The organism is Spiribacter halobius (assembly GCF_020883455.1).
Lineage (GTDB): Bacteria > Pseudomonadota > Gammaproteobacteria > Nitrococcales > Nitrococcaceae > Sediminicurvatus > Sediminicurvatus halobius.
Genome location: NZ_CP086615.1, coordinates 285,209 through 306,447, shown reverse-complemented (window position 1 = coordinate 306,447; position 21,239 = coordinate 285,209). Strand labels below are relative to the sequence as shown.

Below are 21,239 nucleotides of genomic sequence, written 5' to 3'. Positions count from 1 at the left end.
CTCCAGTGGTGCAAGCCGTACGTCTGTGGCTTCGATCCGGCCCCGAGTGGCGCTGGTCATTGCGTTTGTGGCTTCGATCCGGTCCCGGATGGCGGTGGCTCCCTTGCGGACACGCCGTGAATACATCCCTGTAGGCTCGTAGGTCGCCGTCCGGGCGACCTACGGTCCGCAAGGGAGCCACCGCCATCCGGGCCCTACCCTGGGGGCGGATTCGCGCTCCGGGGCCTGTTGGGCCGGGGCGCCGCAGCGGCAATTGGAAAGGGATACTGAAAGAGAGCAATGGGTAACAACTTCCAGTTCATCGAGGTGCCCCGTCAGGATCCGGCCAAGGAGCCGGCCGAGGCGCGGGTGGGCCGCTTCGGCGAGATCTACGGCGACTTCACCAGCGAGCATGCGGCGGCGCAGGCGGATCGCTGCGTGGAGTGCGGCAATCCGTACTGCGAGTGGAAGTGCCCGGTGCACAACTACATCCCCAACTGGCTGAAGCTGATCGCCGAGGGGAATCTGTTCGAGGCCGCGGAGCTCTCGCACAAGACCAACACCCTGCCCGAGGTCTGCGGCCGCGTCTGCCCGCAGGACCGGCTCTGCGAGGGCGCCTGCACGCTCAACGACGGCTTCGGAGCGGTGACCATCGGCTCGGTGGAGAAGTACATCACCGACGAGGCCTTCCGGCAGGGCTGGCGCCCGGACATGTCCGGGGTGGTGAAAACCGGCCGCCGGGTGGCGGTGGTCGGGGCCGGCCCGGCGGGGCTTGGGGCGGCGGACATCCTGGTGCGCAACGGCGTGGAGGCGGTGGTCTATGACCGCTATCCAGAGATCGGCGGCCTGCTCACCTTCGGGATTCCGCCGTTCAAGCTGGAGAAGGAGGTCATCGCCAAGCGCCGCGAGATCATGGAGTACATGGGGGTGGAGTTCCGGCTCGGCGTCGAGGTGGGCCGGGACGTGACCTACGAGGAGCTGGAGCGGGAGTACGACGCGGTGTTCCTCGGCATGGGCACCTACACCTACATGCGCGGCGGCTTCCCGGGGGAGGATCTGCCGGGGGTGTACGAGGCCCTGCCGTATCTCGTTTCCAACATCAACCGCCTGATGGGCCTGGAGCAGGATCCGACGGACTACATCGACATGGCGGGCAAGCAGGTGGTGGTGCTCGGCGGCGGCGACACGGCCATGGACTGCAACCGCACGGCCCTGCGTCAGGGCGCCCGCGGGGTCACCTGCGCCTATCGGCGGGACGAAGCCAACATGCCCGGCTCGCGACGCGAGGTCTACAACGCCAAGGAGGAGGGCGTGCGCTTCCTCTGGAACCGCCAGCCGGTGGAGGTGGTCGGTGACGGCCGGGTCGAGGGGGTGAAGGTGATCCAGACCCAGCTCGGGGCGCCGGACGAGCGCGGCCGCCGGCGACCGGAGCCGGTGCCGGGCACCGAGGAGGTGCTGCCGGCGGACCGCGTGCTGATCGCCTTCGGCTTCCGGCCGAGCCCGGCGGAGTGGTTCGACGAGCACGGTATCGCCGTGGACGACCGTGACCGCGTGGTGGTCCGCAAGGAGGGCGAGCACCCCTACCAGACCGGCAACCCGAAGGTCTTCGCGGGCGGTGACATGGTGCGCGGCTCGGATCTGGTGGTGACCGCCGTCTGGGAAGGCCGCGAGGCGGCCAAGGGCATCCTCGCCTATCTCGACATCTGAACCCGGCCCGCGGCCAGCTACCGAACCGGCTGCATGACCGCCCGGCGATAGGCAGGCCGCTCCTGCAGGCGCTCGTACCAGTCCTGCAGATTGGGCAGCTCCGGCCGATCGACGGGCAGGTTGAGCCAGCGGTGCAGGGCGCAGCCGAGGGGGATATCGGCGATGGTGAGGCGGCCGAGGGCCACGTGATCCCGCCCGGCCATATGCTGGTCCAGCAGCTGAAAGCCATCCACAGTCTCGGCCAGCTGGCGCTCTACCTGGGCCGGATCGCGTTCCGCCGCGGGCGTGCGCACGAGCGCGATGAACAGCGGGCGGAAGCGCACCCAGAGCGTCCCCAGCTCCCAGTCCATCCAGCGCTCGGCGAGCGCCCGCTCGCCGGGGTCCCGCGGCCAGAGCCCGCCCGGATCGTGGCGCGCGGCCAGGTAGCGCACGATGCTGTGGGACTCCCAGAGCACCAGCCCGTCGTCCTCCACGGTGGGCACGCGGCCATGGGGGTTGCGGCGGCGGTAGGCCGGGTCATCAAGCCCCCCGTGCTCGCCGCCCAGGTCGTGGCGCTCATAGTCCAGGCCGAGCTCCTCGCAGACCCAGAGCACCTTCTGCACGTTGATCGAGCTGTTACGTCCCCAGATGGTCAGCATCGCCTTTCCTCATTCTGATTGCTTTCCTCAGCCAAGTTCGCGCGGAAGCTGCCGTCAGCACTGGCAGTGCGAGGCGGGGCCGATACCGCGCCTACGACGTCGCGGCCATCCCGGGTACACTGACGGCTTTGCCGCCTGTCAGGCCGTGTGCACCGTGAGCCAACTCGACAACGACCGACTGCTGCGCGCCCTGCTGCGCGAGCCCGTGGACCGTACCCCGGTGTGGATCATGCGCCAGGCCGGGCGCTACCTGCCCGAATATCGCAAGGTACGCGAGCGCGCCGGCAGTTTCATGGATCTCTGCCGGAACCCGGAGCTCGCCTGCGAGGTGACGCTGCAACCCCTCCGGCGCTTCCCGCTGGACGCGGCCATCCTGTTCTCCGACATCCTCACGGTGCCGGACGCCATGGGTCTCGGCCTCTACTTCGAGACCGGGGAGGGCCCGCGCTTCCGCCATCCGGTCCGCGACGCCGCGGCCATCGATTCACTGCCGGAGCCGGACGTCGCCCGGGAGCTCGCCTACGTCACCGATGCGGTGGCCCATATCCGCGAGGCGCTCGCCGGCAGCGTGCCGCTGATCGGCTTCTCGGGCAGCCCCTGGACGCTCGCCACCTACATGGTGGAGGGCGCCAGCAGCCGGGACTTCCGCCACATCAAGGCGCTCGCCTACGACCAGCCTGAGGCCCTGGAGCGGCTGCTCGGCAAGGTCGCCCGGGCGGTGACCGACTATCTGAACGCCCAGAGCGCCGCCGGCGCCCAGGCGCTGATGATCTTCGACACCTGGGGCGGCGCGCTCGCGCACGACGCCTACCGGCGCTTCTCCCTTGCCTTCGCCCGGCAGGTGATGGAGGGGCTGGTGCGTGAACGGGAAGGCCGCCGCGTGCCTGTGGTGTTCTTCACCAAGGGCGGCGGGCTCTGGCTCGAGGCCATGGCGGAGTCGGGCGCGGACGCCCTGGGGCTGGACTGGACAATGGACCTGGGTGACGCCCGGGCCCGGGTGGGCGACCGCGTGGCGCTGCAGGGCAACCTCGACCCGAGCGTGCTCTACGCCCGCCCCCCGGTGATCCGTGAGCAGGTGGCACGGGTGCTGGCGGAGTACGGCAACGGCACGGGGCACGTCTTCAACCTGGGCCACGGGGTGCATCCGCAGATCCCGCCCGAGCACGTGCTGGCCATGGTGGAGGCGGTGCATGAGCTCAGCCCCCAGCGGCATGGCTGAAACCCGTCGCCATCCGTCCCGCGGCCGGGGCCGCATCCGCGTGCTCTCGGCGGGTGTAGCGCTGGTGCGCGCGGAGGCAGGGGAGTGGCGCCTGCTGCTGCTGCGCGCCTATCAGTACTGGGACTTTCCCAAGGGGCAGGTGGAGGCGGGGGAGCAGCCACTGGAGGCGGCCTGCCGCGAGGTGGCGGAGGAGACCGGCATTCGCGAGCTGGCGTTCCGCTGGGGCTACGACTACTACGAGACCGGCCCCTACGCCCGCGGCAAGGTGGCGCGCTATTACCTGGCGGAGACGCCGGAGCGAGAGGTGGTGCTCGGGATCGCGCCGGAGCTGGGCGAGCCGGAGCACCAGGAATGGCGCTGGGTGGATTTCGACGAGGCCTACGCGCTGACCTCGCCCCGGGTGCGCCGGGTGCTGGACTGGATGGCGGAGCGCCTGCCGCCACGGCCGGAAAGCTAGGCCATACTTTGGGCACGCATCCATGACGCAGGCATAATGCCGGCAAAGAGCGAGTACAATTGCAGCCCCGCGGCGCTCCCATTGGTGCTAGGGCGGTGCCCGGCGCGGGGAGCGGCAGGAGCGGCCGGGACACGCCGTGAATACATCCCTGTAGGCTCGTAGGCGAGATCCCTCTCGCCTACGGTCCCGGCCGCTCCTGCCGCTCCCCGCTAGAGTGTCGCCTGTGCTCTCCGCCGCGATGATTACGGGAGAAGTCCTGCGCGCCAAGGTTCGCCGCGGAAGCAGGCACCGAGCCAGCGGGCGTGAGGTGGGGCAGGACCTCACGTCGCGGGCTCCTATAGACCCTGCAGACGTCGCACCACGCTGAGGAGATCCCAATCGTGACAGCCGAATCCCCGGCAGGCCTGCGCTACCCCGCGACGCGACCCCGGCGTCTTCGGCGGGACGAGTTCTCGCGCCGGCTGGTGCGGGAGCATCGGCTGAGCGTGGATGATCTCATCCAGCCGCTGTTCGTGATCGAGGGGCGCGACCGCAGCGAGGCGGTGGGCTCGATGCCGGGGATCGAGCGGCTCACGGTGGATCGCCTCGCCGCCGAGGCGGAAACCATCGCTGCCCTGGGCATCCCGGCGGTGGCGATCTTCCCCGTGACACCGGCGGAGGCGAAGAGCGACGACGCGGCCGAGGCCTGGAACCCGGAGGGCCTCGCCCAGCGGGCCGTGCGCGCCCTCAAGGACGCGGTACCGGAGCTCGGCGTGATCACCGACGTTGCCCTCGATCCGTTCACCAGCCACGGCCAGGACGGCCTGCTGGATGATCAGGGCTACGTCACCAACGACGCCACGGTGGCGGCGCTGGTGCGCCAGGCCCGCTCCCACGCCGAGGCCGGCGTGGACATCGTCGCCCCCTCGGACATGATGGACGGGCGCATCGGCGCGATACGCGAGGCGCTGGAGGCGGATGGTCACGTCAACACGCGGATTCTCGCGTACTCGGCCAAGTATGCGTCGGCCTTCTACGGGCCATTCCGGGACGCCGTCGGCTCTGCTGCGAACCTCGGCGGCGGCGACAAGAAGACCTATCAGATGGATCCGGGCAACGGCGAAGAGGCCCTGCGCGAGGTCTCGATGGACCTGGCCGAGGGCGCGGACATGGTCATGGTCAAGCCCGGCATGCCCTATCTCGATGTCATCCAGCGGGTGAAGCAGCGCCTGCAGGTGCCGACGTTCGCCTATCAGGTGAGCGGCGAGTACGCCATGCTCAACGCCGCCTTCGCCAACGGCTGGCTGGAGCGCGAGCCCTGCGTCCTCGAGGCCCTGCTCGGCTTCAAGCGCGCCGGCGCCGACGGCGTGCTGACGTACTTCGCGAAGGAGGCTGCGGGCTGGCTGCGCGGCTAAAGCCGCGCAGCCAGCCCGCAGTGACAAGCACCAAGTAACAAGTTGCAAGAAGCCCGGACAGCCTGATCGACGATGCCCTACTCGGCACTTGCAACTTGCCACTTGAAACTTGCAACTAAGGTGTCCCCATGGACCTCTACGCCGTATTTGGCAATCCCGTCAGCCATTCCCTGTCGCCGCGCATCCATACGATGTTCGCGGAGCAGACGGGCCAGCAGCTCAGCTATGAGCGCCGGGAGGTCCCGCGGGACGGCTTCGCCGCGGCCGTGGCGAGCTTCGCCGACGAGGGCGGGCACGGGCTCAACGTCACCGTGCCGTTCAAGGAGGAGGCCTTCGGCATCGCCGGGCAGCGCAGCGAGCGCGCCGAACGGGCCGGCGCGGTGAACACCCTGATCCTCGGCGAGACCATCTACGGCGACAACACCGACGGCGAAGGCCTGGTGCACGACCTGCGCCACAACCTCGGCGTCGGCCTCGGTGGCAAGCGCATCCTGATCCTGGGCGCCGGCGGCGCGGTGCGCGGGGTGCTCGAGCCGCTGCTGGCCGAGCAGCCGGCAACGGTCCTGGTCGCCAACCGGACGCGTGAGCGGGCCGAGGCGGTGGCCAAGACGTTTGCCGATCTCGGCCGGATCAGCGCCTGCGGACTGGATGAGCTCGAGGGCGAGCGCTTCGAGGTGGTCATCAACGCCACCTCCAGCGGGCTGAGAGGCAAGCTGCCGCCACTGCCCGACAGCCTGGTGGCCAACGGTGCCACCGCCTACGACATGGTCTACGGCGACCGCACCACCCCCTTCGTGGCCTGGGCCCGTGACCACGGCGCACGCATCACCGCCGATGGCCTCGGCATGCTGGTGGAGCAGGCGGCGGCCGCCTTCGAGCTCTGGCGCCGGGTGCGCCCGGACACCGAGCCGGTGATCGAGGCCCTGCGGCGCGACCTGCAGCCCTGAGCGCTCCGCAGTGCATGGGGCGCTGGATGCCCTGCTGGTCGGGCTGGTCGGCCTCGCCACGCTGCTGGCGACGCTCTGGCGGGGGCTCGCGCCGCGCCTCGGCATCCCACCGCTGGTTGGCTACATTCTCATCGGCCTCGGCTTCGGCCTGGCGGACGAGGCGCTCGCCCTGTTCAGCGAGCCGGCACGGTTCGCCTTCGAGCTGCTGGGTGCCCTCGGCCTGGTCGCCCTGCTCTTCCGCGTCGGGCTCGGCAGCCACCCGCAGCGCCTGCTGGAGAAGCTGCCCCGAGCGAGCCTGATCTGGCTCATCAGCGTTGCGGTCTCCGGGCTGGCCGGATGGGCGGCAGCACGTATGATGGGCTTGGGCGAGATTGCGTCCCTGGTGGCCGGGGTCGCGCTAACGGCCACAAGCATCGGCGTCGCTCTGCCGCCCTGGCAGGAGGCCGGCCAGCTGGATACCGAGGCCGGCACCCTGGCGCTGGACGTGGCCGAGCTGGACGATCTCTCCGGCGTCCTGCTGATGGCCCTGCTTCTCGCCGCCATCCCGACGCTGCAGGCCGCTCACGGCATCGCCTGGGCTGATCTCGCCACCACCCTATCGACCCTGCTGCTTGGGCTCGCCGCATTCACCGCCGGCTGCTGGGCCTTCGCCCACTGGCTGGAGCCTCCGCTTACCCGCGCACTGGAGCGCTGGGAGACGCCGCCCGCCCGCCTGCTGGTAGTAGTAGCGCTCGGCGCGCTCATTGCCGCCGGCGCCGGGCTGCTGGGCTTCTCCCTCGCCATCGGTGCGCTTTTCGCCGGGCTGATCTTCAGCGGCGCCCCCGAGGGCGTGCGCGAGGATCGGAGCTATCTGGTGCTGCACGATTTCCTCGTGCCGTTCTTCTTCATCGGCATAGGCCTGAAGCTCGAGCCCGCAGCCCTGCAGAGCGCCCTCGCCGTCGGCGCGGTGCTGCTGCTGGCGGCGGTGGCCGGCAAGCTCGTCGGCACCTGGCTGCCGGCGCTGCTGGCAGCCCCGGCAGGAACGGCGTTACCCCTCGCCGTGAGCATGGTGCCGCGGGCGGAGATCGCCATGGTGGTGGTAGACCAGGCCCGGCGGCTTGGGCCGAGCGTGGTGCCCGACACCCTCTACGGCGCGATGACGCTGGTGACCCTCGGCACCTGCGCGCTTACGCCGCCGGTGCTGGGACGGCTACTGGCACGGGGCGGACCTGGGGGGCGACTTCGAGGCTAACTGGCAGGGTCGGGACCTGGTCTGCGAGTTTCGGGTTTAAGGTTCAGCGGCCGAACGCGCGGGTGGCGAGCACCACCCGTGGGGTTGATCGCTCCCTGACCTTCAACCTTAGACGCGAAACCCGAAACGCCCGCTCCGAAACGCGAAACCGCCGAGGAACCTCGGACCATCAGACGATCGGGGGTTCCTCGGCCGCCCACTCCTGATCCTCCTCCAGCTCGCGGTTGAAGGCCCTGACGTAGCGGGCCACGCGGCGGACCGAATCGAACCGGGCGATATGGAACAGGGCCTCGCCCTCGTGGACCAGAGGCAGGTTGTTGCGGCCGATGACGATGCCGCTGACGCTGGCGCGGACGGTGATCTCGCGCTCGCCGAAGGGATCGGCGATGAAGCCGAGCGCCGTGCCTTCACTCACCGAGGCGCCCAGGGGCACGATGGCGCGGAAGATGCCGTCCTGCTCGGCGCGCATCCAGTGGCTGGTGTTGGCGGCATAGCTCTCCGCCGCGCGCGAGCGGCCGACGGCCCGCTGGCTCACCATGCCCAGATGGCGCATCACCCGCACCACGCCGGACAGCCCGGCCTTGATCGCCTGCTCGTCGAAGCGCAGTGCCTCACCGGCCTCGTAGGTCACCACCGGCATGCCCGCATCGTTGCAGACCTGGCGCAGGCTGCCCTCGATCAGCGGCGTGTTCACCACCACCGGGGTGCCGAAGGCCTCGGCCATGGCGGCGCATTCCGGCTCGTCCAGATTGGCGCGCACCTGGGGCAGGTTGTCACGATGGATGGCGGCGGTGTGCAGGTCGATCACATGGCTCGCGGCGTCGAGCACCCGGGTCTTGAAAAGCCAGGCCAGGCGGCCAGCGAGGGAGCCGCGCTCGCTGCCGGGAAAGGAGCGGTTGAGGTCCCGCCGGTCCGGCAGATAGCGGGAGCGGTCGGTGAAGCCGAAGACGTTGACGATGGGCACTGCCAGCAGCGTGCCCCGCAGTCGGGAGAGGGCAGGCACCTGCAGCAGCCGGCGGATGATCTCGACGCCGTTGATCTCGTCGCCGTGGATGGCGGCGCAGACCAGCAGCACCGGGCCGTCCCGGCGCCCGTGGACCACGTGCACCGGCAGGGTCACCGGGGCGTGGGTGTAGAGCAGGGCCGCGGGGATATCGACCGTAGCGCGGCTGCCCGGCGCGATCTCCTGATCGCCGATGGTGATGGACCTGCGCGCCATTCAGCCGCCGTTCCGGTGGCGCTGCATGACCTTCACGTAGTGCCGCGCCGAGTACACGAGCTGCTCGCGCTCGGTATCGGTGAGCTCACGCACGCAGCGCGCGGGGCTGCCTACGTACAGATGACCGCCAGCGAGCCGCTTGCCGGGGGGCACCAGGGTATTCGCGCCCAGAATGGTGTCGGGCTCCACGACCGCGCCATCCATCACCACCGCGCCCATGCCCACCAGCACCCGGTCACCGATGGTGCACGCATGCACGATGGCCCTGTGGCCGATGGTGACGTCCTCCCCCACCAGCGTCGGAAACCCGGGCTGGTAGGGTCCCTTGTGGGCAACGTGCACCACGGTCCCGTCCTGCACGTTGCTGCGCGCCCCGATACGGATGTGATTGACGTCCCCCCGCAGCACCGCCGTCGGCCACACCGAGACGTGCTCGGCAAGGCCCACGTCGCCGATCACCACGGCGGTGGCGTGCACCCAGGCGGTGGGGGCGATGTCGGGGTGGGTGGCCTCGTAGGGTTCGATCATTCTTTCGAGTTCCAAGTGGCAAGTGGCAAGTGGCAAGTGGCAAGTGGCAAGTGGCAAGTGGCAAGTGGCAAGTGGCAAGTGGCAAGTGGCAAACAAGAGGATAACCCTACGGCGGTCACCGTTACTCAATGCCCCTTCCCACTTGATTCTTGCAACTTGCCACTTGCAACTTGTGACCATGCCTCTTCAGGGCATGGTCACAAGCTCCTCCGCACTGGTCGGGTGGATCGCCACCGTATCGTCGAAGTCGGCTTTCCGCGCGCCCATGCGGATGGCGACGGCGAAGCCCTGGAGCATCTCGTCGACGCCGGTGCCGAAGAGATGGGCGCCCACGATGCGCTGCTCCTCGCCGACGCAGACGAGCTTCATGGCGCTGCGCTGCTTGGCTTCCTGGGGGGCAAGGGCGAACTCCATGGGCACGAAGCGGGTGCTGTGGACGGTGACGTCGTCGCCGTAGGCCTCCCGCGCCTCGGCCTCGGTGAGGCCCACGGTGCCGATGGGGGGATGGGTGAACACCACCGTCGGGATCATCTCGTAGGGCAGGTGGCGGCCCTCGCGATCGCCCCAGACCCGGTCCGCCAGACGCCGGCCGGCGGCGATGGCCACCGGGGTCAGGGGGAAGGCGTTGCCGGTGACGTCGCCCAGGGCAAAGATGTGCGGGACGCTGGTGGCCTGCCAGCGGTCCACGGGCACGCTGCCGTCCTCCGCCAGGGCCACCCCGGCCTGCTCCAGCCCCAGGCCATCCGTGTTCGGCACCCGGCCCACGGCCCAGAGCACCTGCTCCAGACCCTCCAGGCTGCGGCCGTCCTCCGCGTGCAGGGTGTAGCCGCCGTAGCCGGCCTCGAGCCCCGCCGGGGTGAAGCGGTTCACGAGCTCCGGGCCATGGCCGTCCAGGGACTCCACATAGGCCTCCCGGATAATCTCGTCGAAGCTCCGCAGCGGCGCCTCCCGCCGTACCACCAGCTGCACCCGGCTGCCCAGCTGGTGGAGCATGCCGGCGAGCTCCACGGCGATGTAGCCTGCGCCCACCACGGCAATGGACTCCGGGCGATGGCGCAGGGCGAAGAAGCCGTCGGAGTCAATCCCGAGGTCGCCGCCAGGGATGTTCGGGCGCCCGGGCACGCCCCCGGTGGCCACCACGAAGCGCTCGGCGCGGTAGCGCTCGCCCGCCACCTCGATGGTGTGCGGGTCCACGAAGCGCGCTTCGCCGCGGATCAGGTCTACTCCGGACTTCTCCAGGTTGCGGGCGTAGATCCCGTTCAGCCGCTCGATGTAGGCCTCGCGCCGGCTCACCAGCGTCGCCCAGTCCAGACCGCCGGCGCGCACGTCGATGCCGTAGTCCGGCGCCCGCTGCACCGCCTCCATGGCGTGGGCGGCGTTCCACATCACCTTCTTCGGCACGCAGCCGACGTTTACGCAGGTGCCGCCGAGGCGATCGGCCTCCACCACCGCGCAGCGCGCGCCGTGGCTCGCCGCGCGCCGGGCGGTGGCGATGCCACCGCTGCCGCCGCCGATGCAGATGAGGTCGTACGCGCCGTCTGCGGTCATGGAATCACCTCGTCCCGGAGTGGTCGCACAGGATGCCGCCCTGCGCGGGGCGGCGCACGTCCGGTAATCTACGCACTCGCGCCATTCGCATCCAGGCAAGGACCATCATGACCAACCCCCTGCTCGCCGACGACGCCCTGCCCCGCTTCTCCAGCATCCGCCCCGAGCACGTGGAGCCGGCGGTGGACACCGTGCTCGCGGACAACCGCGCCGCAATCCGGCAGCTGCTCGACGCTGGCGGCCCCTGGGGCTGGGACAACCTGGTGGCTCCGCTGGAGCGGCTGGAGGATCGTCTGGAACGGGTCTGGTCTCCCGTCTCCCACCTCAACGCCGTGCGCAACAGTGAGGGCCTGCGCGCCGCCTACAACGCCTGCCTGCCCAAGCTCTCCGCCTACCAGACCGAGGTCGGCCAGAACACGGAGCTGTTCGAGGCCATGCAGGCCCTGCGCGAGAGCGGCGCCTTCGCGGAGCTGGACCAGGCCCAGCGCCAGACCGTGGACAACGCCCTGCGGGACTTCCGCCTCGCCGGCGTCGCCCTGCCGGAGACGGAGAAGCGCCGCTATGCCGAGATCGCGAGCCGCCTCTCGGAGCTGTCATCCCGCTTTCAGGAGAATCTCCTGGATGCCACCAACGCCTGGCAGCTCGACGTGACCAACGAGGCCCGTCTCGCCGGCGTGCCGGAATCGGCCCTCGGGGTCATGCGCCAGGCGGCGGAGCAGGCCGGCGTCGAGGGCTGGCGGGTCACCCTGGATGTGCCGGTGGTGCAGGCAATCCTCGGCCATGCCCGGGACCGCGAGCTGCGCCGGGAGGTCTACGAGGCCTTCACCACCCGGGCCTCGGACACCGGCCCCCATGGCGGGCGCTGGGACAACCTCCCGCTGATGCGGGAGATCCTCGCCCTGCGCCGGGAGCAGGCCGCGCTGCTCGGTTTCGCCAGCTACGCCGAGCTCTCCCTGCAGCCGAAGATGGCCGAGAGCCCGGCGCAGGTGATCGGCTTCCTCGAGGATCTGGCGCAACGGGCCAAGCCGGTGGCCGAGCAGGAGTTCGCCGAGCTCGCGGCCTTCGCCCGCGAGCAGGACGGCCTCGAGACGCTCGAGGCCTGGGACGTCGGCTACTACAGCGAGCGCCTGCGCGAGGCCCGATTCGAGCTCTCGCCGGAGGATCTGCGCCCCTATCTGCAGGCGGATCGGGTGATGGACGGGCTGTTCCAGGTGGTGGAGCGGCTGTTCGGCGTGCGGATCCAGGCGCGCGAGGGGGTGGATGTCTGGCACGAGGACGTCCGCTTCTACGAGATCCGCGACCCGGACGGCACCCTCCGCGGGCAGTTCTACACCGACCTCTACGCCCGCCCGCAGAAGCGCGGCGGCGCCTGGATGGCCACGCTGCGCGGGCGCCTGCGGGATGGCGAACGGCTGCAGACGCCGGTGGCCTTTCTCACCTGCAACTTCACCCCGCCGGTGGGCGGGCGCCCGGCGCTGATCACCCACGACGAGGTGGAGACCCTGTTCCACGAGTTCGGCCACGGCCTGCACCACATGCTCACCCGGGTCGATGCGGCGAGTGTGGCCGGCATCAACGGTGTCGCCTGGGACGCCGTGGAGCTGCCAAGCCAGTTCCTGGAGAACTGGACCTGGGAGCGCGAGGCGCTGGATCTCTTCGCCGCCCATCACGAGACCGGCGAGCCGATACCGGAAGCGCTCTTCCAGCGTCTGCGCGCGGCGCGCAACTTCCAGGCGGCCATGCAGATGGTCCGCCAGCTGGAGTTCTCGCTGTTCGACCTGCGCCTGCACACCGAGCCGGACGCCGAGGCGCGCATCTACGAGCTGCTGGAGGCGGTGCGCGAGCAGGTGGCGGTGGTGCGGCCGCCGGCCTTCAACCGCTTCCCCAACAGCTTTGCGCACATCTTCGCCGGCGGCTATGCGGCGGGGTACTACAGCTACAAGTGGGCGGAGGTACTCTCCGCGGACGCGTACTCGCGGTTCGAGGAAGAGGGGATATTCAACGCGGAGACCGGGCGCGCCTTCCTCGAGAACATTCTCGAAAAGGGCGGGTCCGAGGATGCCATGAGCCTCTTCGTCGCCTTCCGCGGCCGCGAACCCAGCATCGAGCCACTGCTGCGCGCAAGCGGTCTGGCGGCCTGAGGCCGGAAACCCAACCGGACTGGGAGCCCCGCAATGCAGTCATCCGAGCAGCCCGTCCTCCGGGACATCGTCCTGGTGGGCGGGGGCCACAGCCACGTCGGCGTGCTGCGGCGCTTCGGCATGAAGCCGGTGCCCGGGGTGCGCCTGACCCTGATCTGCCGCGACACCCACACGCCCTACTCCGGCATGCTGCCCGGCTACATCGCCGGGCACTACGCCTACGACGAAGTCCACATCGATCTGAGCCGACTGGCGGAGTTCGCCGGCGCGCGCTTCTATCGCGCGGAGGCGGTGGGCCTGGACCGCGAGGCGCGTCGGGTGATCTGCCGCGATCGCCCGCCGGTGCCCTACGACCGGCTATCCATCAACATCGGCTCCACGCCCCAGCTCGGCGAGGTGGACGGCGCCAGTGACCACGCCGTACCCGTGAAGCCCATCCACCGGTTCAATGACCGCTGGCTCGCCCTGCTCACCCGGGTGCAGCGGCATCCCGGGCGCACCACCATCGCGGTCGTGGGCGGTGGCGCCGGCGGCGTCGAGCTGGTGCTCGCCATGCAGTACCGACTGCGCCACGAGCTCGAGGCCCAGGGCCGGGATCCGGCGGAGCTGGAGTTCCATCTCTTCACCCGCAGCGCGGAGGTGCTGCCCACCCACGCGCCGCCGGTGCGCGAGCGCTTCCGACGGACGCTCGCCGCCCGCGGCGTACGCCTGCACACCGGCAGCGAGGTGACGCGGGTGGACGAGGGCGGCCTGGTGACCGCCAGCGGCGAGCACTTCGCCGCCGACGAGGTGGTCTGGGTGACCCGGGCCGGTGGCGCGCCCTGGCTGCGGGACACCGGCCTCGCGCTGGACGGGCAGGGCTTCATTCGCGTCAGCGACACCCTGCAGACGGTCACCGACCCGAACGTCTTCGCCGCCGGCGACATCGCCAGCATGGACCACCATCCGCGTGAGAAGGCCGGCGTGTTCGCCGTGCGTCAGGGCCCGCCGCTGGCCCGCAACCTGCGCCGTGCCGTGCAGGGCCGGCCGCTGCGGCCCTACCGGCCGCAGCGCCGCTGGCTGGCGCTGATCAGCACCGGCGACCGCCACGCCATCGCCTCCCGCGGCGCCTTCCACGCCGAGGGCGACTGGGTCTGGCGCTGGAAAGACTGGATCGACCGTCGCTTCATGGCCCGCTTCCGCGATCTGCCCGCCATGGACGAGGAGGGCAAGGCGCCGAAGTCGGAGGTGGCCCTGGAGGGGGAGGAGGCGCGCCAGGCCATCTCCGCCGTGGCCATGCGCTGCGGGGGTTGTGGCGCCAAGGTGGGCGCCTCGACCCTCTCGCGGGCGCTGGGCGCGCTGCAGCCGGTGGACCGCGAGGACGTGCTCATCGGCCTGCACGCCCCGGACGACGCCGCCGTGGTGCGGGTGCCGCCGGGCAAGGCGATGGTGCATACGGTGGACTTCTTCCGGGCCTTCATCGACGACCCCTACGTCTTCGGCCAGGTGGCGGCGAACCATGCCCTCGGCGACATCTTCGCCATGGGCGCCGAGGCCCAGTCCGCCACCGCCATCGCCACCGTGCCCCAGGGGCTGGAGGCCAAGGTCGAGGACACCGTGTACCAGATGATGTCCGGCGCGCTGGAGATCCTGAACGACGCCGACTGCGCCCTGGTGGGCGGGCACACCGGCGAGGGTCGCGAGCTCGCGCTGGGCTTCGCCGTCAACGGCCTGATCGACGACGCCGCCGAGGACGTCATGCGCAAGGGCGGCATGCAGGCGGGGGATGTGCTCATCCTCACCAAGCCGGTAGGCACCGGGACGCTGTTCGCCGCCCACGCCCGGCTCGCGGCCAGGGGCCGCTGGATCGACGCGGCGCTGGCCTCCATGTGCCAGTCCAACCGCCGCGCCGCCCAGTGCCTGCACCAGCACGGGGCGACGGCCTGCACGGACGTCACCGGCTTCGGCCTGCTCGGCCATCTGGTGGAGATGACCCGCCCCTCCGGCGTGGACGCCTCTCTGGATCTGGCGAAGCTGCCGGTGCTGGAGGGCGCCGAGGAGACGGTGGCGGCGGGGATCCTGAGCTCCCTGCAGCCGGCCAACGTCCGCCTGCGCCGGGCCCTGCGCAATCAGGAGGAGGTGGCCGGGCACCCGCGCTATCCGCTGGTCTTCGACCCGCAGACCGCCGGCGGCCTGCTGGCCAGCGTCCCGGCCGCACGCGCCGACGCCTGCGTCGCCGCCCTGCGCGCCCTGGGCTACCCCCATACCGCCATCATCGGCCGCGTCGAGGCCCAGGGCGAGGCCCTGGAGCCGATCCGCCTCATCGCCTGACGCGGTGCCGCTTCACCTGCGAACGCCCCGATGCGCGGAATGAACCGCAAAGACGCGAAGGACGCAAAGATGGCGCAAAGGCGAGAAAGGCTGTCCGTGCAGGAACCCGGAGCGGGTCCGAAGGCCGCGTGTTTCCTGGAATTCACGACCTTGGCGGTCCTCTTTGCGTGCTTCGCGTCTTTGCGGTCGTCTCCGATTCCGGCCGCGTACCGGTCGGACTCAGGCCGTGACCGCGGCGAGGACGCGGGCGAGGGCGACCTGCTCGGCCGCCGGGGTGAAGCGGGGGGCCAGCGCCGCGCAGTGGCGGCGCAGGCGCTCGAGGAAGGCCGGGTCGCGCTCGCTGCGCTCGAGCAGGGACGCCAGCGCGGCGGTGTCCTGCGGCGGGTAGTAGCCGGGGTAGTCGGCGCCGAGCAGGCCGGTGTTGCCCGGGATCTCCGAGGCCAGCACCGGCAGGCCCGCCACGCAGGCCTCGGAGACCGCGTTGGCGCCGCCCTCCATGACGGAGCTCATGACCATGGCACGGCTGCGGGCGAGGAGCCGCCGCACGTCGCCGTGGGGGATCTCGCCGAGCCAGCGGTAGCGGGGGTTGAGCGCCATCTCCGAGCGCGCCGCCTCGGCCCAGTCCTCGCTGTGGGCGCGGCCGGCCTGGACGACCCGAACCCGCGAGCCGGCAGGCAGGCGGCGCGCGGCATAGGCGGCGCGCAGGGAGTCCTTCTCCGGGCGCAGGTGGCCGATGACACAGACCTCGAAGCGCCCGCGCACCGGCCCGCGATAGCTTGCCGGCAGCGGCAGGGCGGACTGCAGCACGGTGTGCAGCCGATCCCGGAAGCGCGCCGGGATGTCCTGGGCGACGTCCGCATGCAGGCCGATCAGGGCGTGGGCGCGCTCCAGGCTCGGCAGGGTCTCGGCGGGGTGGCTGTGCTGGAACCGATAGATGTCGGTGCCGGTCAGGACTACCACGAGGGGGCGTTGCGGTTGTGCCTCGGCAAAGCGGGCGATGGCCCCCGCGCTGCGCCAGGCGTGCAGCGCCAGCAGCAGCTCCGGGGCAGGGTCGCCGGGCTGCCAGTCCTCGACGATCCGCACGCGGTGGCCGAGCCCGCGCAGCAGGCCCGCCCAGCGCGTGGCTGTCGCGCGATTGCCGGCGCGGGAGCGGGGCGCGGCGGGCGTGACCAGCGTGATTCGCATTTGACGGCATCCTTGGGGGAAGCACGATGATCGAAGTGCCGAGCACCCATCCAGTGGCATCCGAGCGGCTCGCGGCCATGCTCGACGACGCCCGCCGGCGCACCGTCGAGCTCACCGGCGATCTCTCCGGCGAGCGCCGGCTCGGGCCGAAGCTTAGCATCGTCAATCCGCCCCAGTGGGAGATCGGCCACGTGGGGTTCTTCTACGACCACTTCGTGCTGCGCGAGCTGCACGGGCTGCCGGATTACCGCATTCCCCACGCCGAGCGGCTCTATGACTCAATGGGCGTGGCCCACGACGACCGCTGGGATCTCCCGCTGCCCACCATGGCGGACACCCTGGACTACCTGCGCCAGGTGCGCGACGAGATGGTGGCCCGCCTGCCGGAGGGCACGGCCGACGCGGCGTCCAGCTATGCCTGGCAGCTCGCCATCTTCCACGAGGACATGCACGGCGAGGCCTTCGCCTACACCCGCCAGACCCTCTCCGACCCACCGCCGGCGCTGGCCACACCCGCCGACCTGCCCGAGGCGGCCGCCGGCCCGTTGCCGGGGGATGTCGCGGTGCCGGGCGGCGAGCATCTGCTCGGCTCCGACGAGACCGTGCCGTTTCGCTTCGACAACGAGAAGCAGCCGCACACGGTCAGCGTGGCGCCGTTCCGCATCGCCCGGGCGCCGGTGACCAACGCCGAGTTCGCCCAGTTCGTGGCGGACGGCGGCTATCGGCGGCGGGAGCTCTGGAGCGAGGCCGGCTGGGCCTGGCGCGAGGCGGAAGGGCTCGAGGCGCCCTGTTACTGGCGTCGCGACGGCGACGGCTGGCAGCTGCGCTGGTTCGACCGCTGGCTCCCGCTGCCGCCGCACCAGCCGGTGGCGCACGTCAGCTACTACGAGGCGGAGGCCTACTGCGCCTGGGCGGGCCGGCGCCTGCCCACGGAGGTGGAGTGGGAGGTGGCTGCAAGCCGCGTCCCGGACGGCGACCGCCTGGCCCCCGGCAAGCGCCTCTACCCCTGGGGCGACGCGCTGCCCGAGCGGCCGCCGGCCAACCTGGACGGCTACCGCCTCGGCGCCGTGGACGTCGCTGCCTTCCCCGAGGGCGAGAGCGCCTGCGGCTGCCGGCAGATGCTCGGCAACGTCTGGGAGTGGACCAGCAGCCTGTTCCAGCCCTTCCCCGGCTTTCAGGCCGACCTCTACGCCGACTACTCGGAGCCTTGGTTCAAGGAAGGCCGGCGGGTGCTGCGTGGCGGCGCCTGGGCCACCCGTTCCCGGCTCGTGAACAACAATTTCCGCAATTTCTTTACCCCCGAGCGCAACGACACCATCGCGGGCTTCCGCACCTGCGCGCTCTGAGCCACTGTCAACCACAAGGGACTGACACCATGCGTAACCTGCTGCGCCGACTGCTCATTGCCGCCCTGGGGCTCGCCGCGCCGGTGGCCGGCGCCCAGACCTTCGTCTTCACCGCCATCCCCGACCAGGACGAGAGCGCCCTGGAGGAGCGCTTCGGCGCCGTAGCCGACTACCTGGAGAGCCGGCTCGACGTCGACGTGCGCTACGTACCCGTGAAGTCCTACGCCGCCGCGGTGAGCGCCTTCCGCAACGGCCAAGTGCAGCTCGCCTGGTTCGGCGGTCTATCCGGCGTGCAGGCCCGGGACGCCGTGCCCGGCTCCCGCGCCATCGCCCAGGGCGTCGAGGACACCGAATTCCGCACCTACTTCATCGCCCACGAGAGCAGCGGCCTGGAGCCCGCCGACGAGCTGCCGGAGGGCCTGCGCGGGCTGACCTTCACCTTTGGCTCCAAGGGCTCCACCTCCGGGCGGCTGATGCCCGAATACCATCTGCGGCAGCACTTCGGCGAGGCGCCGGAGGCGATCTTCGAGCGGGTGGGCTTCAGCGGCAATCACAGCCGCACGCTGCGTCTCGTGGAGAGCGGCAGCTATCAGGCCGGGGCACTCAACTACGCGGTCTGGGAAGAGGCCGTCGCGGCCGGCGAGGTGGATACCGACGCGGTGCAGGTGATCTGGGAGACGCCGCCCTATCCGGACTACCAGTGGAGCATCCGCGGCGATGTCGACGAGCGCTTCGGCGACGGCTTCGCCGACCGGGTGCAGCAGGCCCTGCTCGGCATGGACGACCCGGACCTGCTCGAGCGCTTCCCGCGCTCCGGCTTCATCCCGGCGGAGAACGACGACTACGCCAGCATCCGCGAGACGGCGCAGGCGATCGGCCTTATCGACTGATGGAGGCGCTCGCGCTGCGTGACGCCCGGGCGAGCTACGGCGAGACCGCCGTGCTCGGCCCGCTGACGCTCACCATCCGCCGGGGCGAGCGGGTTGCGCTGGTGGGGCGGAGCGGGGCCGGCAAGTCGACCCTGCTCTCGCTGCTGTACAACCCGGCACGGCGGGACCTGGCCCTGGTGCCTCAGGACCTCGGCCTGGTGCAGACGCTGTCTGTCTTTCACAACGTCTACATGGGCCGCCTGGCCGAGCACGGCACCGCCTACAACCTGGCCAACCTGATCCGGCCGTTCCGGCGGGAGGTCGACGCCATCCGGCCGCTGCTGGCTCGCCTGGGCATGGCGGATCAGCTCTGGTCCCGTGCCGGGGAGCTCTCCGGCGGCCAGCGCCAGCGCGTCGCCGTGGCGCGAGCCCTCTTCCAGAATGCCGGCGTGCTGCTGGCGGACGAGCCGGTCTCGGCGCTGGACGGCCCGCTGGCGGTCACCGTCATGGAGGCCCTCACCGAGACCTACGATACCGCCGTCCTGGGGCTGCACGACATCGACCTGGCCCTGCGCTTCGCCCATCGCGTCGTGGGCATCCGCGATGGCGGAATCGCCCTGGATGAACCCGCCGCGCGCCTGGGCAAGGCGGATCTGAATGACCTCTACTGAGCGCGGCTGCGCCGATGGAGGCCTGTCATGGCGGTGACGGAGCGCACCGGCCGCTGGCTCGGTGCCGACGGCGATGCCCTCGCCTCGCGCACAGTGCGCACGAGCCTCGGACTCGTGGCCGTCGCCCTGGTCTGCCTGATTCCGGCGGACCTGGAGATCAGCGCGGTCTCGCCGTGGGCGGAACTGGGCCGCTTCCTCGGCGGAATCCTGCAGCCGGATTTCGCCACCCTGGACACCGCCGGGACGGCGCTGCTGCGCACCGTGGCCTTTGCCTTCTGCGGCGTCGCCCTCGGCGCTGCCGCCGGCATGGGCCTGGCGCTGGTGTTCCAGTACCGGGCCGTGCGCACGGGCTGCGCATTCGTGCGGGCCATCCATGAGCTGTTCTGGGCGCTGATCTTCCTGCAGATCTTCGGGCTGCATCCGCTCACCGGCGTGCTCGCCATCGCCATCCCCTACGCCGGGGTGTTCGCCCGCGTCTACTCGGAGATCCTGGAGGAGGCGGACCCCACACCCACCCGTGCCCTGCCCCCGGGCACGGGGCTCGTCGCCGCCTTCTGGTACGCCCGGGTGCCGGACGTCTGGCCGCACCTGATGAGCTACACCAGCTACCGCCTGGAGTGCGGCCTGCGCTCCAGCGCCGTGCTCGGCTTCGTTGGCATGCCCACCCTCGGCTTCTATCTGGAGAGCGCCTACGGCGAGGGGCATTACGGCGAGGTCGGGATGCTGCTGCTGGTGTTCTTCGCGCTCATCGCGAGCCTGCGGCTGTGGGTGCGGCCGCGCCTGGTCCCCCTCTACCTGCTGGCGGCACCCTGGTTCCTCGGCACGGGCCTGCCGATCATGTGGGGCAACATGGGGCGGTTCTTCACCGAGGACATCGTGCCGGCGCCGCTGCGCGCCGGCGAGGGCCTGCCGGGGCTGTTCCCCTGGCTCGGCGATCTCCTGATGAACCAGGCCCTGCCGGGTATCGCCGCGACCCTGGTGCTCACGCAGATCGCCCTGGTGGCGACGGGGCTGCTGGCACTCGCGAGCTTCCCGATGATCTCCCGGCAGTTCACCGGCCGCCTCGGCGGCGGCTTCGGCCACGCGGTGCTCATCGTCGCGCGCTCCACCCCCGAGTACCTGCTCGCCTACATCCTGCTGCAGCTCTGGGGGCCCTCCATGCTGCCGGCGGCGGTCGCCCTGGCGCTGCACAACGGGGCCATCATCGGCCATCTCATCGGCCGCCAGAGCAACGAGCTCGTACTCCGCCCCGACGCCCCCCGCGGGCTCAACCGCTACGCCTTCGAGGTGGTCCCGCGGTTGTACGGCTCGTTTCTCGCGTTCCTGTTCTACCGCTGGGAGATCATCATGCGTGAGACGGCGATCCTGGGGATCCTCGGGATCACAACGCTCGGCTTCTACGTGGATAGCGCCATCCAGGAGCTGCGCTTCGACCGCGCCCTGGTGCTCATCCTCATCACCGCCGCGCTCAACATCGCCGTCGACGCCCTCGCCCGCCACCTCCGCCGCCGCCTTCACCTGCGCACCACGCCGACATGCGAAGCGTGAGCGCAGTGAGCCAGGAAGCGCCTGCTCAATGGTCGCGCCGGGACCTGGATGCGGCATCCCGAACGGTGCTCTCGTCACCCGCCGCCCGGCCGTGCCCCGAGCGGGAGGCGGTATCCCTCGCCGGGACACGCCGTGAATACGTCCCTGTAGGCTCGGATGCGACATCCCTGTCGCATACGGTCCCGGCGAGGGATACCGCCTCCCGCTCACGCATGCCCCGTGCTCGCCGCACGGCCCTTGGAAGAGGGGGCAGTCACTTGCGCGCCGGTGAATGCGGCGCCTCCGCGCACCGCCGCCCAGGG

17 protein-coding genes are annotated in these 21,239 nt (G+C 70.8%); 12 read left to right on the top strand and 5 right to left on the bottom strand.

The annotated features are described in order from the left end of the window. Positions 1-279 precede the first annotated feature (279 nt). On the top strand, positions 280-1,686 hold the full coding sequence (locus LMH63_RS01390) for a glutamate synthase small subunit GltD family protein (RefSeq protein WP_109676213.1): 1,407 nt from the start codon (positions 280-282) through the stop codon (positions 1,684-1,686). A 17-nt stretch (positions 1,687-1,703) separates the two neighbouring features. On the opposite strand, the gene LMH63_RS01385 is transcribed toward LMH63_RS01390, so the two are convergent. Beyond that, positions 1,704-2,324 (bottom strand): glutathione S-transferase family protein, encoded by a 621-nt coding sequence (locus LMH63_RS01385; protein WP_109676215.1) that lies wholly within the window; start codon positions 2,322-2,324, stop codon positions 1,704-1,706. Between the two features lie 154 nt (positions 2,325-2,478). Here LMH63_RS01385 and hemE point away from each other — a divergent pair, with 154 nt between their 5' ends. From hemE to LMH63_RS01360, 5 genes are all read left to right on the top strand, one after another. Then, positions 2,479-3,543 (top strand): uroporphyrinogen decarboxylase, encoded by a 1,065-nt coding sequence (gene hemE, locus LMH63_RS01380; protein ID WP_109676515.1) that lies wholly within the window; start codon positions 2,479-2,481, stop codon positions 3,541-3,543. Further along, positions 3,515-4,000 (top strand): NUDIX domain-containing protein, encoded by a 486-nt coding sequence (locus LMH63_RS01375; RefSeq protein ID WP_229332687.1) that lies wholly within the window; start codon positions 3,515-3,517, stop codon positions 3,998-4,000. Before hemE ends, LMH63_RS01375 begins: the two co-directional genes overlap by 29 nt. A gap of 380 nt (positions 4,001-4,380) precedes the next feature. Next, positions 4,381-5,394 carry a porphobilinogen synthase gene (gene hemB / locus LMH63_RS01370; RefSeq protein ID WP_229332686.1) on the top strand — a complete coding sequence of 338 codons (1,014 nt, stop codon included), beginning with the start codon at positions 4,381-4,383 and terminating at the stop codon, positions 5,392-5,394. 128 nt (positions 5,395-5,522) lie between these two features. Further along, positions 5,523-6,341: a shikimate dehydrogenase gene (aroE, locus tag LMH63_RS01365; protein ID WP_109676217.1), complete on the top strand. Its 819-nt coding sequence runs from the start codon at positions 5,523-5,525 to the stop codon at positions 6,339-6,341. A gap of 10 nt (positions 6,342-6,351) precedes the next feature. After that, the gene (locus LMH63_RS01360; protein ID WP_109676219.1) at positions 6,352-7,572 is read left to right on the top strand and encodes a cation:proton antiporter; all 1,221 of its coding nucleotides are present in this window, start codon (positions 6,352-6,354) and stop codon (positions 7,570-7,572) included. A 169-nt stretch (positions 7,573-7,741) separates the two neighbouring features. Here LMH63_RS01360 and LMH63_RS01355 read toward each other — a convergent pair whose 3' ends face one another. The 3 genes from LMH63_RS01355 to gorA form a co-directional block, all read right to left on the bottom strand. Beyond that, complete coding sequence (locus tag LMH63_RS01355; protein ID WP_109676221.1) at positions 7,742-8,791, bottom strand: succinylglutamate desuccinylase/aspartoacylase family protein; 1,050 nt, start codon at positions 8,789-8,791, stop codon at positions 7,742-7,744. After that, positions 8,792-9,319, bottom strand: a complete 528-nt coding sequence (locus LMH63_RS01350) for a gamma carbonic anhydrase family protein (protein WP_109676222.1) — start codon at positions 9,317-9,319, stop codon at positions 8,792-8,794. A 186-nt stretch (positions 9,320-9,505) separates the two neighbouring features. Continuing rightward, positions 9,506-10,867: a glutathione-disulfide reductase gene (gene gorA / locus LMH63_RS01345; RefSeq protein WP_109676224.1), complete on the bottom strand. Its 1,362-nt coding sequence runs from the start codon at positions 10,865-10,867 to the stop codon at positions 9,506-9,508. Positions 10,868-10,974: 107 nt separating this feature from the next. On the opposite strand from gorA, the gene prlC reads away from it, so the two are divergent. Beyond that, entirely contained in the window at positions 10,975-13,008 is a 2,034-nt protein-coding gene (gene prlC, locus LMH63_RS01340) for an oligopeptidase A (protein ID WP_109676226.1), read from the top strand. A gap of 33 nt (positions 13,009-13,041) precedes the next feature. Then, positions 13,042-15,318 (top strand): selenide, water dikinase SelD, encoded by a 2,277-nt coding sequence (gene selD, locus LMH63_RS01335; protein WP_109676228.1) that lies wholly within the window; start codon positions 13,042-13,044, stop codon positions 15,316-15,318. Between the two features lie 219 nt (positions 15,319-15,537). Here selD and senB read toward each other — a convergent pair whose 3' ends face one another. Continuing rightward, on the bottom strand, positions 15,538-16,503 hold the full coding sequence (gene senB / locus LMH63_RS01330; protein WP_109676230.1) for a selenoneine biosynthesis selenosugar synthase SenB: 966 nt from the start codon (positions 16,501-16,503) through the stop codon (positions 15,538-15,540). Positions 16,504-16,529: 26 nt separating this feature from the next. Between senB and senA the strand changes: the two genes are divergently transcribed. The 4 genes from senA to LMH63_RS01310 are packed head-to-tail and all read left to right on the top strand — an operon-like array spanning position 16,530 to position 20,937. Next, positions 16,530-17,849: a selenoneine synthase SenA gene (gene senA, locus LMH63_RS01325; protein WP_109676232.1), complete on the top strand. Its 1,320-nt coding sequence runs from the start codon at positions 16,530-16,532 to the stop codon at positions 17,847-17,849. Positions 17,850-17,878: 29 nt separating this feature from the next. Next, positions 17,879-18,739 carry a putative selenate ABC transporter substrate-binding protein gene (locus tag LMH63_RS01320; protein WP_109676234.1) on the top strand — a complete coding sequence of 287 codons (861 nt, stop codon included), beginning with the start codon at positions 17,879-17,881 and terminating at the stop codon, positions 18,737-18,739. Then, on the top strand, positions 18,739-19,389 hold the full coding sequence (locus tag LMH63_RS01315) for a phosphonate ABC transporter ATP-binding protein (protein WP_109676236.1): 651 nt from the start codon (positions 18,739-18,741) through the stop codon (positions 19,387-19,389). The genes LMH63_RS01320 and LMH63_RS01315 overlap by 1 nt, the downstream gene beginning before the upstream one ends. Positions 19,390-19,416: 27 nt before the next feature. Beyond that, the gene (locus LMH63_RS01310; protein WP_109676238.1) at positions 19,417-20,937 is read left to right on the top strand and encodes a PhnE/PtxC family ABC transporter permease; all 1,521 of its coding nucleotides are present in this window, start codon (positions 19,417-19,419) and stop codon (positions 20,935-20,937) included. The last annotated feature ends 302 nt before the right edge of the window (positions 20,938-21,239 follow it).

Bases quoted from the DNA above. Each gene is read 5' to 3' on its own strand.
- LMH63_RS01390 (WP_109676213.1), top strand. From the start codon at position 280: ATGGGTAACAACTTCCAGTTCATCGAGGTGCCCCGTCAGGATCCGGCC.
- LMH63_RS01385 (WP_109676215.1), bottom strand. From the start codon at position 2,324: ATGCTGACCATCTGGGGACGTAACAGCTCGATCAACGTGCAGAAGGTG.
- LMH63_RS01375 (WP_229332687.1), top strand. From the start codon at position 3,515: ATGAGCTCAGCCCCCAGCGGCATGGCTGAAACCCGTCGCCATCCGTCC.
- aroE (WP_109676217.1), top strand. From the start codon at position 5,523: ATGGACCTCTACGCCGTATTTGGCAATCCCGTCAGCCATTCCCTGTCG.
- LMH63_RS01355 (WP_109676221.1), bottom strand. From the start codon at position 8,791: ATGGCGCGCAGGTCCATCACCATCGGCGATCAGGAGATCGCGCCGGGC.
- LMH63_RS01350 (WP_109676222.1), bottom strand. From the start codon at position 9,319: ATGATCGAACCCTACGAGGCCACCCACCCCGACATCGCCCCCACCGCC.
- gorA (WP_109676224.1), bottom strand. From the start codon at position 10,867: ATGACCGCAGACGGCGCGTACGACCTCATCTGCATCGGCGGCGGCAGC.
- prlC (WP_109676226.1), top strand. From the start codon at position 10,975: ATGACCAACCCCCTGCTCGCCGACGACGCCCTGCCCCGCTTCTCCAGC.
- selD (WP_109676228.1), top strand. From the start codon at position 13,042: ATGCAGTCATCCGAGCAGCCCGTCCTCCGGGACATCGTCCTGGTGGGC.
- senB (WP_109676230.1), bottom strand. From the start codon at position 16,503: ATGCGAATCACGCTGGTCACGCCCGCCGCGCCCCGCTCCCGCGCCGGC.
- senA (WP_109676232.1), top strand. From the start codon at position 16,530: ATGATCGAAGTGCCGAGCACCCATCCAGTGGCATCCGAGCGGCTCGCG.
- LMH63_RS01320 (WP_109676234.1), top strand. From the start codon at position 17,879: ATGCGTAACCTGCTGCGCCGACTGCTCATTGCCGCCCTGGGGCTCGCC.
- LMH63_RS01315 (WP_109676236.1), top strand. From the start codon at position 18,739: ATGGAGGCGCTCGCGCTGCGTGACGCCCGGGCGAGCTACGGCGAGACC.
- LMH63_RS01310 (WP_109676238.1), top strand. From the start codon at position 19,417: ATGGCGGTGACGGAGCGCACCGGCCGCTGGCTCGGTGCCGACGGCGAT.